We start from the raw sequence: 13,642 nt of genomic DNA on the forward strand, positions 1-13,642 counted from the left end.
AGAGGCCCATGCGTGCCGACGGACGTGCCCACGACGAGCTGCGCGACGTCAGCTTCGAACGCGACTTCACCGACGCCGCCTCCGGTTCGGTGCTCGTGCAGGCCGGCCGGACGATGGTGCTGTGCACGGCGTACGTCGACGACGACGTGCCCCGCTGGATGCGGGGCAGCGGCAAGGGTTGGGTGACCGCCGAGTACTCGATGCTGCCGGGCGCGTCGCCCGAGCGGATCCGTCGCGAGGTGGCGTCGGGCAAGCCGTCGGGTCGCACCCAGGAGATCCAGCGCCTCATCGGCCGGTCGTTGCGCGGCGTGTGCGACATGGAGCTGCTCGGCGAGCGCCAGGTGATCGTCGACTGCGACGTGCTCCAGGCCGACGGTGGCACCCGCACCGCGTCGATCAACGGTGGCTACCTGGCGTTGCACGACGCCCTCACCCGTCTCGTGGCCGACGGCGTCATCGGCGCCCATCCCCTCACCGAGCCGTGCGCAGCCGTCTCGGTCGGCATCGTGGGAGGCGTGCCGATGCTCGACCTGCCCTACGTCGAGGACGCCGCCGCCGAGGTCGACATGAACGTGGTGATGGCCGGCGGTGGTCGCTTCCTCGAGGTGCAGGGCACCGCCGAGGGCATGAGCTTCTCGCGTGACGAGCTCGACGAGCTGCTGGGACTGGCCGAGCTGGGCATCGGCGAGATCATGGCGCTGCAGCGCCTGTTGATCGCCGACGCCCCGGCGCCCCGCCCCGGCTGAGGGGCCTGCGGTGCGCCTGGTGGTGGCCTCGGCCAACCCGGACAAGGTCGCCGAGATCGCCGCGGTGCTCGACGCCCTCGGCGTCGAGGTCGTGCCCCGCCCCGTCGGCCTCCCCGACGTGGTCGAGGACGCCGACACCCTCGAGGGCAACGCCCGTCTGAAGGCCGTCGCCGTCGCCGCAGGGGCGGGCGAGCCGGCCGTGGCCGACGACACGGGCCTCGAGGTCGACGCCCTCGACGGCGCACCGGGGGTGTGGTCGGCGCGCTTCGCCGGTCCCTCCGCGACCTACGCCGACAACGTCGCGAAGCTCCTCGCCGACCTGCGGGCGGCGGGGGCCACGACCCGGAGCGCCCGGACGGCGCGCTTTCGCACCGTGGCCATGGCGCGCTGGCCCGACGGGGGCGAGCTCGTCGCGGTCGGAACGGTCGAGGGCCGCATCGCCGACGAGCCGCGCGGGTCGGGCGGCTTCGGCTACGACAGCGTGTTCGTGCCCGCCGAGGGCGACGGGCGCACCTTCGCCGAGATGACCGCCGACGAGAAGCACGCCGTCAGCCACCGGGGCCGGGCGTTGCGGGCCCTGGCCGCCCTGCTCGTCGAGGGCCCGGGGCCGTCGCCCTGAGTCGATACCTCCCGGGGTATGATGGGGCCGTCCCCCGGCGCTGCGACCGGGGGTGTCACGAGAGAGGACCAGTCCGATGGAGCTTCCCGAGGACGTCGTCGCCGACGTGCGCACCCGGCTGCGTCGCGTCGCCGGTCAGGTGCAGGGCATCGAGCGGATGCTCGAAGAAGGTCGTGACTGCCGTGACGTGGTCACGCAGCTCTCGGCGGCCAACCGGGCCCTCGAACAGGCCGGCTTCCGCCTCGTCGCTGCGGGGCTCTCGTACTGCGTGAGCGAGCCCGAGAAGGCCGAGGCCGACGGCTACCCGATGGCCGAGGTCGAGAAGATGTTCCTCAAGCTGGCCTGACCTCGCGTCCCACCCGGCCGCGCCCGCCCCGGTGTCACCGCGGGGCGCCTTCGGCCAGCCAGGCGCGCCAACCCCCGAAGCGGGTCAGGTCGACGGCCCCCTCCGCGGCGATGCCCTCGCACACGAAGCCGAGCACCGTCGAGCCGTCGGCCAGGCGGGTCGTGCCGATGGCCAACGGTGCCGGCACCCCGGTCGTGAACGCGCCGAGTCCGGCCACGGGGAGCCGCCAGAGCTCGACGGCGATGCGTCCTCCGTGCCCCTCGGGCACCCGGATGAGCCCGGGGCGGGGTGGGCCGGAGCAGGGCGGCAGCGAGTCGGCCAGGGCGATCAGCCGGTAGTCGGCGGCGGTGGTGGTGGCCCGCACGAACGTGGCGCCGTTCGTCGTGAGCTGGTGGTTGAGCGGGAGCCCCGCCAGGTGCGCCCCGACGACCGCGAGGTCGACGTGACCCGGCGGCGGTGCGGTGCGCACCGGGAGGCGGCTGGTGACGCGCCCCTCGCGCCCGGCGGTGGCGCACAGCTCGGCGCCGAACGCCGCGAGGAGGGCGTCGCGGCCGGCCGGGCCGACCGCCATGGCGCCGGCCGGCAGCCCCCACGCCCGCTCGCCCATCGGTACCGATGCCGCGGCGAGACCGAACAGGTTCACGAAGTTGGTGAACGTGCCCAGCATCCGGCTGGTCCCGACCGGATCGGCGATCGCCGAGACGACGGTGGGCATCGTCGGGGTGACCGGGAGCAGCACCAGGTCGCCGGCCGCCAGCACGGCCCGGACCGCGGGGCGCAGGTCGTCGAGCGCCGCTCGGGCGGCGGCGTCGACCGCCGTGGGGTCCACGGTCGGGTCGACGGCGTCGCCCACGATGGCCGCCACGGTCGGGTCGGCCGTCTCGGGGTGGGCGGCCAGGTGGGCGCCGAAGGCCCGGTGGCGGGCCCGGAGCCACGGGCCAGGGGCGTAGAGGAGCCGCCCGACGGCCAGCAGCGCTTCGATGTCGACCTCCACCACCCGGTGGCCGAGGGCCGCCACGAGTTCCACGGCGGCGTGGTGGGCGGCCAGGGTGCCCGGGTCGCAGCTCGTCAGGCCGTCGCCAGTGGGCACCACGACGTCGAGCGCCCGTGGGTCGGGGAGGGGTGAGCCCCCCTCGACCCCGGCCGTGATCTCCGTCGCCAGCCAGGCCCCGGCGACGTCGGGGGCCAGCACCGACACGCAGTCGAGCTCCTCGACCGCCGGGACGACGCCCGTGGTGGGCACCCGGCCCACCGTGGGCTTGAGGCCCACGATCCCCGTGAACGACGCCGGCACCCGACCGGACCCGGCGGTGTCGGTGCCGAGGGCGAACGGCACCACCCCGGCCGCGACGAGCGCCGCCGACCCCGAGCTCGACCCGCCGGGCACGAAGCCGGCGTCGACGGGGTTGCGGGGGGTCCCGAACGGCGAGCGGGTGCCGGCCAGCCCGGTGGCGAACTGGTCGAGGTTGGTCTTGGCGACGCAGGTCGCCCCGGCCCGTTCGAGGCGGGCCACCGCCTCGGCCGACGCGTCGGGTCGGTACCGGAACGAGGCGCACGCCGCGCTGGTGGGCAGCCCGGCGACGTCGATGTTGTCCTTCACCGCGAACGGGATCCCGGCGAGGGGGAGGTCCTCGACGTCGCGTCGGGTGAGGGCCGCCGCCCGCGCCCGGGCCTCGGCCTCGGGGAGCACGGCCAGCACCGCCGCCCGGTCGTCGAGGGCGTCGAGGCGCCGGTAGGCCTCCGCCACGACCTCGGTCGGGGTCACCTCTCCGGCGAGGAGCCGCCGCCGCAGCCCGCCGACGGTCCAGCCGTCGTCGGTCACGGCTCGACGACCAGGATCACCTGGCCGGGCCGGACCTCCTGGCCCTCCCGGACCCGCACGTCGCTCACCCGTCCGGCCACGGGGCTCACCACCTTGGTCTCCATCTTCATGGCCTCGAGGACGGCGACGGGCTCGTCGGCCGAGACCGTGTCGCCCGCGGCGACCAGCACCTTCCAGACGCTGCCGTGCAGCGGCGCGGCCACCCCGTGGTGCCCGTCGGGCAGGAGGTCGTCGTCGCGGACCACATCGGGCGGCAGCTCGGCGGAGAAGTTGGCCTGCCCCGTCGCCTCCCATCGGCGTCGCTCGGCGTCGAAGGCCGCCTGCTGGCGCGCCTTGGCCGTCTCGATGGCGTCGGTGTGCTCGCCGAGGAATCGGTGGTGGTCGCGCAGCGAGAACGTGCCGGGCTCGGTGTCGAGCGCGGTGCGGCCGGCCGCCATGTCGGCGCGGAGCTCGAGCAGCTCGTCGGCGCCGACGAGGTGGAAGGAGAGCCGGTCGAACAACCGCAGCCCCCAGGGCGGGCCGTCGGCCGGAGCGCGGAAGTGGTTCCAGACCGGGACGGTGCGCCCCACGAACTGGTAGCCACCGGGGCCCTCCATGCCGTAGACGCACAGGTAGGCGCCGCCGATGCCGACCGCGTTCTCGGGGGTCCAGGTGCGCGCCGGGTTGTACTTGGTCGTCACCAGGCGGTGGCGCGGGTCGACGGGGGTGGCCACCGGCGCCCCGAGGTAGACGTCGCCCAGGCCGAGCACCAGGTACTCGGCGTCGAGCACGATCCGTTGGACGTCGTCGACCGAGTCGAGGCCGTTGATGCGGCGGATGAACTCGATGTTGCTGGGGGCCCAGGGTGCGTCGGGGCGGACGATCTGGGTGTACTTCTCGATGGCGAGGCGGGTGGCGGGGTCGTCCCACGACAGGGGGAGGTGCACGAGCCGGCTGGGCACCTCGACCTCCTCGAGGCCGGGGAGCAGGTCCTCGATCTCCACGAGCGCGTCGACGAGCGACGCGAGCGAGCGCCGGTGGGGGTCGAAGCGCACCTGGAGGGAGCGGATGCCGGGGGACAGCTCGACCACCCCCGCCGGGGGACGGGCGCGGAGGTGCTCCTGGAGGGCGTGGGCCCGCAGTCGCAGGTCGAGGTCGAGCACGTTCTCGCCGTACTCCACGAGCACGCACGAGGTGCCCGACCGCCGGTACGTGACCGCCGGGGCGGCGTCGCCGGCCGGGCGCCGGGCGAGGACCGCGGGGCTGGACGCGACCGTCGCACCGGTGACGGGCGCGGGCGCCGCGCCCGGGTCGGGGCCGGCCGTGGTCACCAGGTCGAGGTCACGGCCGCCCCGGGCCTCGAGGGCCACTGCCTCGTCGTGGTCGAGGAGGTGGAAGCCGATGGTGTCGCCGGCCCGCACCTGCCCCATCTTCCACAGCTCGGCGGGAGCGATCGTGACCGGGCAGACGAAGCCGCCGAGGCTGGGCCCGTCGGGACCGAGGACGACGGGCATGTCGCCGGTGAAGTCCACCGCCCCGACGGCGTACACGGTGTCGTGGATGTTCGAGGGGTGCAGGCCGGCCTCGCCGCCGTCGGGCCGGGCCCAGACCGGGGTGGGCCCGATGAGGCGCACGCCGGTGCGGTTGGAGTTGTAGTGCACCTGCCAGGTCGCGCCGAGGAACGCCTCGATGTCGTCGTCGGTGAAGAAGTCGGGGGCGCCGTGGGGGCCGTAGAGCACCCCGACCGACCAGGCGTCGGTCATCGTCGGCCGTCGGGCGGGGGCGACGTCGGCGCGCCCCGGTCCCGGCGCGGTGGGGTCGAGGAGGCGGATCACGTCGCCGGCCAGGAGCCCGCGACCACCGTGGCCCCCGAAGTGGCCGAGGTCGAACGTGGCCCGTGACCCGAGGAAGTGGTGGCCGTCGAACCCGCCGGCCACGGTGAGGTAGGCCCGACAGCCCGGGGCGCCGATGTCGCCGACCCGCAGGGTGGTGCCGGCCGCCACGGCGACCGCCGACCACGGGGCCAACGGCATCGGCTCACCCCCGTCGGGGGTGACGGTCGCGGCCGCCGGCGCCCCGGTGAGGCACACGGTGGTGGCGCTGCGGAAGCGCAGCGTGGGTCCGCGGAGGGTGAGCTCGAGGCCGGGTGCGCCCTCGTCGTTGCCGAGGAGACGGTTGCCCAGCCGGAACGACCGGTCGTCCATCGGACCCGACGGAGGGACCCCCACGTCCCAGTGCCCGATCCGGCCGGGGTGGTCCTGGACGGTGGTGTGCGTGCCCCCGTCGATCACGTCGACGGCGGCCGAGCTGAACGCCAGGCCGTCGAGCAGCCGCGTGGTGTGGGTGGCCTCGTCGAGCGCGGTGGACGCGACGACGGCGCGGAGCTGGTCGAGGTTGGTCTCGATGCCCGACACCCGGAAGCGCTCCAGGGCCCGCCCGAGCCGGGCGAGCGCCTCGGGGCGGGTGGGTGCCGACGCCACGACCTTGGCGAGCAACGGGTCGTAGTGGGGGCTGACCTCGGTGCCGGGGCGCACCCAGGTGTCGACCCGGACGTCACGGGGCGGGTCCCACTCCATCAGCCGGCCCGTCGACGGTCGGTAGCCGGCGGCGGGGTCCTCGGCGTAGACCCGGGCCTCGACGGACACCCCGCGTGGCGTGGGGCGCCGCGCCGCGAGGTCGCCGAGCTCACCGGCCGCGAGGAGCACCATCCACTCGACCAGGTCGACGCCCGTGGTGGCCTCGGTGACGGGGTGCTCGACCTGCAGGCGGGTGTTGACCTCGAGGAAGGCGGCCTCGGCGCGGTCGGCGTCGTAGACGAACTCCACCGTGCCCGCCGATCGGTAGTCGACCGAGCGTCCGAGGCGCACCGCGGCGTCGTGGAGGTCACGGCGGACCTCGTCGGGGAGCGCAGGTGCGGGAGCCTCCTCGAGGACCTTCTGGTTGCGGCGCTGCACGGTGCAGTCCCGGTCGCCGAGGGTGATCACCTCGCCCCGCCCGTCGCCGAAGAGCTGGACCTCGACGTGACGGGCCCGGCCGACGTAGCGCTCGACGAAGACCCCGCCCTCGGCGAAGTTGGCGGCGCCGAGGGCCTCGACCGAGGCGAACGTGGCGGCCAGCTCGTCGGCCGAGCGGCACAGGCCCATGCCGATCCCGCCGCCGCCGGCGGTGCTCTTCACCATCACCGGGAACCCGATGCGTTCGGCGGCGGCCACGGCGTCGTCGACGCCGTCGAGCAACCCCGACCCGGCGAGGACGGGGACGCCGTTGGCGACGGCCAGCTCCCGCGAGGTGTGCTTCAGACCGAAGCGGCGGAGCTGGTCGGGGGTGGGGCCGACGAACGCGATGCCGGCGTCCTCGCAGCGTTCGGCGAACGCGGCGTTCTCGGACAGGAAGCCGTACCCCGGGTGCACGGCCCCGGCGCCGGTGGCGGCCGCGGCGTCGAGGATGGCGTCCACCCGCAGGTAGCTGAGGGAAGGGGCGGCCGGCCCGATGGGGATCGCCTCGTCGGCGGCGTCGACGTGGGCGCTGTCGCGGTCGGCGTCGGAGTACACGGCGACGGACCGGATCCCCATGGCCCGCAGGGTGGCGATGATCCGACAGGCGATCTCCCCCCGGTTGGCCACCAGGACGGCGTCGAACATCAGGCGGCGGGAGTGTGCACGAGCACCTGCACCGGGGTCGGGTTCCAGCCGTTGCAGGGGTTGTTGAGCTGGGGGCAGTTGGAGATCACCACGAGGATGTCGCGTTCGGCGCGCAGCTCGACGTGGGCGCCCGGCCGGGAGATCCCGTCGACGATGTCGAGGTGCCCGTCGGGGGTGACCGGGACGTTCATGAAGAAGTTGATGTTGGGGACCAGGTCACGCTTGCCGAGGCCGTGGCGGCTGAGGCCGAGGAGGAAGTTGTCCCGGCAGTTGTGCATGTGCCGGGTGTGGTGGCCGAAGCGGCACGTGTTGCTCTCGGCGCTGCAGGCGCCCCCCGAGGTGTCGTGGCGCCCGCAGGTGTCGTCGACGATGGTGGCGAGCGCGCCGCCCTCGCTCGAGCGCAGGACCGAGCCGGTGGTGAGGAAGATGCCGCCCTGGTCGCGCACCGTGGCCGCCGAGCTGTAGCGGTCGGTCGGGTCGTGCGCGTCGTACAGCAGGGTGTCGACGGCCTGGTTGCCCTCCAGGTCGACGATGCGCAGGAGGGCCCCGGCGGGCACCACACCCGTCCACGGCTCGCCGGGTCGCACGATCTCGTCGACCACCACCGGGGTCGTACCGGTGTCGGCCGGGGGGGTGGAGAGGTTCGTCACGCAGGGCTCCCGTGGGGGGTCATCGGGTGAGGGAGAGGAGACGGTCGGTGTTCTCGAAGCCCCGGGCCCGTTCGGGGGTGGGGTCGATCCGTGGGTCGACGTCGACCGGGGCGTCGGCGAGGACGCTCACCCGGGTCGGGCCGGTCGCCCAGCCGGGTGACGGGTCGAGGGGATGCGGTGTGTTCGAGGCGACCACGAGGAGGTCCATCTCGGCGCGCAGGTCGATCAGGGCGCCCGGCCCACCGCCGGGGCCGACCCAGGTGAAGCGGCCGTCGGGGGCCACCTCCACCCGGTCGAAGAGGTTGAGGGTGGGGACGATGTCGCGACGGTCGAGGCCGTGGCGGCCGAGCGCGGCGATCAGGTTGTCGTGGGTGTTGACGTGGCGCTCGTTGCGGCGCTCGAGGTAGGTGCCCCCGTGGCTCGCGGCGTCGGTGGTGCCGGCGTCGGACGCGCCGCCGAGCGTGTCGTGGTGGCCGCCGGTGTCCCGCGTGATCGAGCACAGCACCCGACCCATGTCGGAGAAGAGCACCATGCCGGCGGTGAGGAAGATCTGGTTCTGGATCTTGACGGTGTCGGGGGCGTTGTAGCGCTCGCTCGGGTCGGCGGCGTTGCAGAGCAGGACCGCCGTGCCGCCCGAGCCCTCCACGTCGACGAAGCGGACGGTGCGGCCCCGGCGCACGACGCCGCTCCAGTACGCCCCGGGGGGGAGCAGGTCGTCGGTGACCGCCGCCGGCCCGGGCTCGTCGCCTGCCTCGTCCACTGGTGCTCCCACTGGGTCTTTCGATGAAACATTGAAACCGTCGGGTACCAGACTGTGGCCTGATCGGGCCGGAGTCAACCGACTCGGCACAAGGACACGGAGCGTTCACAGAGCGGATCCCCCGGCCCGCGTGCCCGACGGCGCTACCTTGCTCGGCCATGAGCACGCCACGGGCGCCGCGGTCCGTCCCCCGCTCGGCGGGACGACCCCGGTCCAACCCCCGTCCCCTCGACGGCACCGCTCACGACGAGATCCTGCGGGCGGCCACGAAGCTCTTCGCCGAGAAGGGGTTCGCCCGCACCACCATGAGCGAGATCGCCTCGGCCGCCGGTCTGAAGCAGTCGTCCCTCTACTACTACTTCAACCGCAAGGAGCAGATCCTCCAGGCCACCTTCACCGTCAACCGGGCGCCCCTCGAGTTCATCGAGCGCATCGGCACCGGCGACGACTCGCCGGGCGTGAAGCTCTACCGGCTGTTGCGCTTCGACGCCGAGCAGCTGTGCACCGCCCCGTGCGACGTGAACGAGGTGGAGCGCCTGGCGTCCGTGCAGCCCGACCAGTTCGACGAGTTCTGGGCGGACCGGCAGGCCCTGCACGACTGGGTCGAGCGGCTGCTCGTCGAGGGGGTCGAGGCCGGCCAGTTCGTCGACCTCGTCGTGCCGCTCACCGCGCTGTCACTGCTCTCCGGCGACGAGGGCCTGCAGAACTGGTTCCGCGACCAGCACAACCACCGCCCCGGCCGCGCCGTCTTCTCCTTCCCGGCCTTCGACGCCGTGACCGTGGCCCGCCACTACGCCGGCGCGTCGCTGCGCTCGATCCTGCGCCGGCCCTCCGACCTCGCCCGCATCGAGAAGCGGGTCGCCGCGCTCGACGCGGAGGAGGCGGGCGAGGGCGCCTGAGGGCGGCTCGGGGCGACGACAGCTACCCGTCAGCACCCCTTCACCTCATCGTGACGCTGCGCACCCGAAGCGGCAACAGGAGGTCCGTACTCTCAATAGAGTATGGAAACCACCTACCTGCTCCCCCCTGACGCCTACTACAGCGACGAGTGGTTCGAACGGGAGCAGCGTCTCCTGTTCGGCGACACCTGGCACCTGGCCTGCAGCGCCCACGAGGTGGCCGAGCCCGGCGACTACACCACCATCGTGGCGGGCCATGACCCGCTCGTGGTCGTTCGAGGGCTCGACGGTCGCCTCGCCGCCTTCCACGACCTGTGCCCCCACCGGGGCATCCAGCTGCTCGACGGCTCCGGCAACACCCGGGCCGGCATCAGCTGCCCGTACCACGCGTGGAACTTCTCGCTCGACGGCGAGCTGCGCAACGTCCCCCAGCCCGAGCAGTTCCCCGACCTCGACCACCAGGCGTGCGCGCTGCCGCCCGCCGCCTTGGGGGAGTGGGGCGGCAACGTCTTCGTGCACCCCGATCCCTCCGCCACCCCCCTCGAGGAGTGGATGGGGGCGTTCCCCACCGGCATCGGCAGCTTCCGGCCCGAGGAGCTGACCCAGGTCCTGCACTTCCAGCTGCCCGCCGCCACCAACTGGAAGTTCTTCGTCGAGAACCACGTCGACGTCTACCACCTCTGGTACCTGCACAGCCGCACGCTGAGCGACTTCGACCACAATCGCTTCGAGTGGGACCAGGTCGGCCGGCACTGGGTCAGCCACGAGCCGTCGAAGGCCGGGCTCCGCACCCGCCGTCCGGCCGCCGGTTCCGGCGCGGTGAGCCACATCGACGAGCGTGACCGTGACGGCATCGGCGCCCACGCCCTCTTCCCGAACATCCTGATGGCCAGCGAGGCCGAGTACTTCATCACCTACGTGGCCGTGCCCCTCGGGCCCGAGCGCATGGAGGTCGACGTGCGGGTCCGCGCCGAGCCGGGCGCCGACCTCGATGCCATCCAGAAGGGCATCGAGGCGTTCGTCGTCGAGGACATCGCCGCCTGCGAGGGCATCCAGCGAGCCGTGCGGTCCTCGCGGTACCGGGTCGGGCCCATGGCCCAGGAGCACGAGCGGCCGATCACCAACTTCCAGCGCCACCTGCTCGAGGTCCTCGGCGAGTGATGACGGTCCCCGAGGCGTTCGTCGGCTGTTGGACCCGCGACGGGGTGTCGGTGGCGGGCGAGGAGCTCGCCGAACCGGCCGACGTGATGTGGCTCCAGGGCCGTGAGTGGTTCGCCGACGTTCGCGTCCCCCGACCCGACGGCCGGGCCGGGCCCGCCACCACGGCCCTCGGGGCCCGCGCCGAGGCGTTCGGCGGACGGTGCGCCTGGACGACGCTGGAGGGCGTCGAGCCCGCCGTCGGGGGGGCGCTCTCCTGGTCCCACGAGGTCGACTGGACGGGCGGCTTCGCCGAGGGCGACGGCGCCGAGGCCCGGTGGGTGGCCGACGACTGCTTCGAGGAGCACGGCACCGTCGACGACGACGACCCCCCGACCCCGTTCCGCGAGGTGTGGCGACGGCAGCCCGCGGAGGCCGCGCCGCTGGTCGTCGTGGGCTTCGACGGCGAGAGTCGCACGACGGCGATGTCGGTCGCGGTGGGCGGTCGCCGCCTCGTGCTCGTCGACCGACGGTCCACGGGGGGAGCGTTCGCCTGGTCCCAGGCCCTGCGGGACGAGGACGGCGGGTGGCGGGTCGTCCGACGCCAGGTGGACCCGCCCGTCACGGTCGCGTCGGCCGACGTGGACGCCACGCCGGCGCTCGCCGACGCCGAGGCCACTGCCGACTGGCTGGACGCCCACCCCGCCTCGGAGGCCGGCATGAAGTTTGCCGGCTCAGATACGACGTGGGTCGTCGTCGAGGCCGGTGGCCTGGTTCACGACCGGTTGGCGCTGTCGAAACAGTATCGAAACAGTCCGTCCGTACGGTGCGGCCCATGAGGTCCAATCGCTGGGAGGAGCTGTCGGCCGACGAGCTGAGCGTGCGGCTGACCGCCCTCGACGGCCACGAGGTCGGCCTCGTCCCGGTGGGCGCCACCGAGCAGCACGGCCCCCACCTGCCGTCGGGCACGGACACCATCATCGCCACCCGCCTGTGCGAGCTGGTCGCCGAGCGGACCGGCTGCCTGGTGCTCCCGGCCATCTCCGTGGCCTGCAGCTTCGGGCACGGGCGGGTGCTGGCCGGCACGCTCTCCTCCACCCCCGAGCTCGTCGCGTCGACCGTGCGGGAGTACGCCGACTGGGCGGCCTGCTCCGGTCTCACCCGGCTGCTGTTCGTCAACGCCCACTTCGGCAACGGCGCCGCCCTGTCGGTGGCCACCGACCACCTCCGCCTGCACCGACCCGACCTCCGGGCGGCCTACGTCGACTGGTACTCCGCCACCCCCGAGATCCTCGCCGAGGTCACCGCCGACGGCGACGACATCCACGCCAACCGCGCCGAGACCTCGGTGATGCTGGCGCTCGCCCCCCACCTCGTCGACACGACCGCCATGGCCGGCGCCGACGACGCCGACCGCACCGAAGGGCTCGTGTTCCGCTACACCGCCGAGGCGCTCTCGACGAACGGTGTGACCGGCAACCCGTCGCAGGCCTCCGTCGCCCTCGGCGAGCACCTGGTCGGCCTCGCCGTCACCGCCCTGGGCGAGCTCGTCGAGCGGGGCCGCGTCGAGGAACCCCCGCTCGTCGCGCACCGGCCCGCCACCGTCTCCCCCCGACCCCGCCCCGTGGCCGCATCGTCGGCCGCCGCGAAAGGACCGACCTGATGGACACCACGAACCCGATCGACGCAGCCCACACCGAGCTCGTCGCCTCGTTGCAGCAGAAGGGGGTCGAGTTCGCCATGGGTGCCTGGGTCGACGTCCTGGGGAGGGCGAAGGCCAAGGTCGTCCCCATCGACCACCTGCCGAACCTGCTGGCCGGCTCGGAGCGCTACACGCCGAGGGGGATGGGAGGCCTCGGGATGATGGACCCGGTCGAGTCCGAGTCGGTGGCCATGCCCGACCTCTCGACGCTGCAGATCCTGCCGTGGGACCGACGCTTCGCCTTCATGAACGCCGACCTGCTCGCCGACGGGTCGGAGCCGTTCTCGAACTGCCCGCGGAGCATCCTGAAGCGCCAGGTCGACCTGGCCGCCGAGCAGGGGTTCGGGATGTGCCTCGGGGTGGAGCCCGAGCTCTACGTCTTCCACCCCGACAGCCTCGAGCGAGGCGACGGCTACCTGGCCCCCGGCTACCGCTCGGGCAGCCTCACCCCGACCCAGGCCTACGACGTGTCGTCGGCCATCGACGCCATGTCCTTCCTCGAGCCGATGTCGCGCTACCTCACCGAGACCGGCTTCGGGCTCTTCAGCTTCGACACCGAAGGCGGCGACGGGCAGTACGAGTTCGACTTCGGCTACTTCAGTGCCCTCGAGATGTCGGACCGCATGACGCTGTTCAAGCTCATGGTGCGCGCCGCCGCCCAGGAGGCGGGCCTCTTGGCCACCTTCATGCCGAAGCCGTACACCGCGGGGTGGGGCTCGGGCCAGCACTTCAACATGAGCCTCGTCGACGTCGAGACCGGCGAGAACGCTTTCCGGGACAAGGAGGACGCCCGGGGGAAGGGGTGGAGCAAGACCGCCTACGGCTTCGTGGCCGGCATCCTGCGCCACGCGCCGGCGCTGGCCGCCATCGCCACCCCCACGGTGAACTCCTACAAGCGCCTCCAGCCCCGTCTGGCCGACGGCAACATCTCCTGGGCGCCGGTGTGGGCGGCCTACGGCGACAACAACCGGTCGTGCATGCTGCGGCTCCCGCACAACCGCCCGGCCGTCGAGAACCGCGGGGTCGACTCGGCGGTCAACACGTACCTGTGCTCGGCGTTCATGTTCGCCGCCGGCCTCGAGGGGATCCGCGAGAACCTCGACCCGGGCGAGGCGATCGACAGCCTGACCTACACCTGGTCCGAGCCGCCGCCCGGCGCCGTCCGGCTGCCCCGCACGCTGCTCGAGGCCGTCGACGCCTTCGAGGCCGACCCGCTCACCCACGACGTCTTCCCGGCCCGCTTCGTCAGCGACTACGTCGACATGAAGCGCGGCGAGTGGGACGACTACCACAGCACCGTCTCCGCCTGGGAGCTCGACCGCTACCTGCTGGAGCTCTGAG

Annotated in this window: 12 protein-coding genes; 8 read left to right on the plus strand and 4 right to left on the minus strand. The window is 73.5% G+C overall.

The window, feature by feature from the left end; translation table 11 throughout:
• The first annotated feature begins 8 nt into the window (after positions 1–8).
• The 3 genes from rph (at position 9) to MUE36_00955 (ending at position 1,711) form a co-directional block, all read left to right on the plus strand.
• Positions 9–746 (plus strand): ribonuclease PH, encoded by a 738-nt coding sequence (rph, locus tag MUE36_00945; GenBank protein ID MCU0309498.1) that lies wholly within the window; start codon positions 9–11, stop codon positions 744–746.
• Between the two features lie 10 nt (positions 747–756).
• Positions 757–1,365 carry an RdgB/HAM1 family non-canonical purine NTP pyrophosphatase gene (rdgB, locus tag MUE36_00950; GenBank protein ID MCU0309499.1) on the plus strand — a complete coding sequence of 203 codons (609 nt, stop codon included), beginning with the start codon at positions 757–759 and terminating at the stop codon, positions 1,363–1,365.
• Positions 1,366–1,441: 76 nt separating this feature from the next.
• The gene (locus MUE36_00955) at positions 1,442–1,711 is read left to right on the plus strand and encodes a metal-sensitive transcriptional regulator (protein ID MCU0309500.1); all 270 of its coding nucleotides are present in this window, start codon (positions 1,442–1,444) and stop codon (positions 1,709–1,711) included.
• Between the two features lie 34 nt (positions 1,712–1,745).
• Here MUE36_00955 and atzF read toward each other — a convergent pair whose 3' ends face one another.
• From atzF to MUE36_00975, 4 genes are read right to left on the minus strand one after another with little or no spacing between them, the layout of a single operon-like run.
• Positions 1,746–3,533 carry an allophanate hydrolase gene (gene atzF / locus MUE36_00960; GenBank protein ID MCU0309501.1) on the minus strand — a complete coding sequence of 596 codons (1,788 nt, stop codon included), beginning with the start codon at positions 3,531–3,533 and terminating at the stop codon, positions 1,746–1,748.
• The gene (gene uca / locus MUE36_00965) at positions 3,530–7,153 is read right to left on the minus strand and encodes an urea carboxylase (GenBank protein MCU0309502.1); all 3,624 of its coding nucleotides are present in this window, start codon (positions 7,151–7,153) and stop codon (positions 3,530–3,532) included. Before uca ends, atzF begins: the two co-directional genes overlap by 4 nt.
• Positions 7,153–7,803 carry a DUF1989 domain-containing protein gene (locus MUE36_00970; protein MCU0309503.1) on the minus strand — a complete coding sequence of 217 codons (651 nt, stop codon included), beginning with the start codon at positions 7,801–7,803 and terminating at the stop codon, positions 7,153–7,155. Before MUE36_00970 ends, uca begins: the two co-directional genes overlap by 1 nt.
• Positions 7,804–7,822: 19 nt before the next feature.
• Entirely contained in the window at positions 7,823–8,563 is a 741-nt protein-coding gene (locus MUE36_00975) for a DUF1989 domain-containing protein (GenBank protein ID MCU0309504.1), read from the minus strand.
• A 158-nt stretch (positions 8,564–8,721) separates the two neighbouring features.
• On the opposite strand from MUE36_00975, the gene MUE36_00980 reads away from it, so the two are divergent.
• The 5 genes from MUE36_00980 to MUE36_01000 all read left to right on the plus strand — a co-directional run bounded on the left by MUE36_00980 (position 8,722) and on the right by MUE36_01000 (position 13,641).
• Complete coding sequence (locus MUE36_00980; protein ID MCU0309505.1) at positions 8,722–9,462, plus strand: TetR/AcrR family transcriptional regulator; 741 nt, start codon at positions 8,722–8,724, stop codon at positions 9,460–9,462.
• A gap of 102 nt (positions 9,463–9,564) precedes the next feature.
• A complete protein-coding gene (locus MUE36_00985; protein MCU0309506.1) occupies positions 9,565–10,623 on the plus strand; it encodes an aromatic ring-hydroxylating dioxygenase subunit alpha in 1,059 nt (352 codons plus the stop codon).
• Complete coding sequence (locus MUE36_00990) at positions 10,623–11,438, plus strand: hypothetical protein (GenBank protein MCU0309507.1); 816 nt, start codon at positions 10,623–10,625, stop codon at positions 11,436–11,438. Before MUE36_00985 ends, MUE36_00990 begins: the two co-directional genes overlap by 1 nt.
• Positions 11,435–12,262: a creatininase family protein gene (locus MUE36_00995; GenBank protein ID MCU0309508.1), complete on the plus strand. Its 828-nt coding sequence runs from the start codon at positions 11,435–11,437 to the stop codon at positions 12,260–12,262. The genes MUE36_00990 and MUE36_00995 overlap by 4 nt, the downstream gene beginning before the upstream one ends.
• A complete protein-coding gene (locus tag MUE36_01000) occupies positions 12,262–13,641 on the plus strand; it encodes a hypothetical protein (protein ID MCU0309509.1) in 1,380 nt (459 codons plus the stop codon). The genes MUE36_00995 and MUE36_01000 overlap by 1 nt, the downstream gene beginning before the upstream one ends.
• The last annotated feature ends 1 nt before the right edge of the window (position 13,642 follow it).

It is taken from the genome of Acidimicrobiales bacterium, assembly GCA_025455885.1.
Taxonomy (GTDB): Bacteria; Actinomycetota; Acidimicrobiia; order Acidimicrobiales; family Acidimicrobilacustridaceae; genus Rhabdothermincola_A.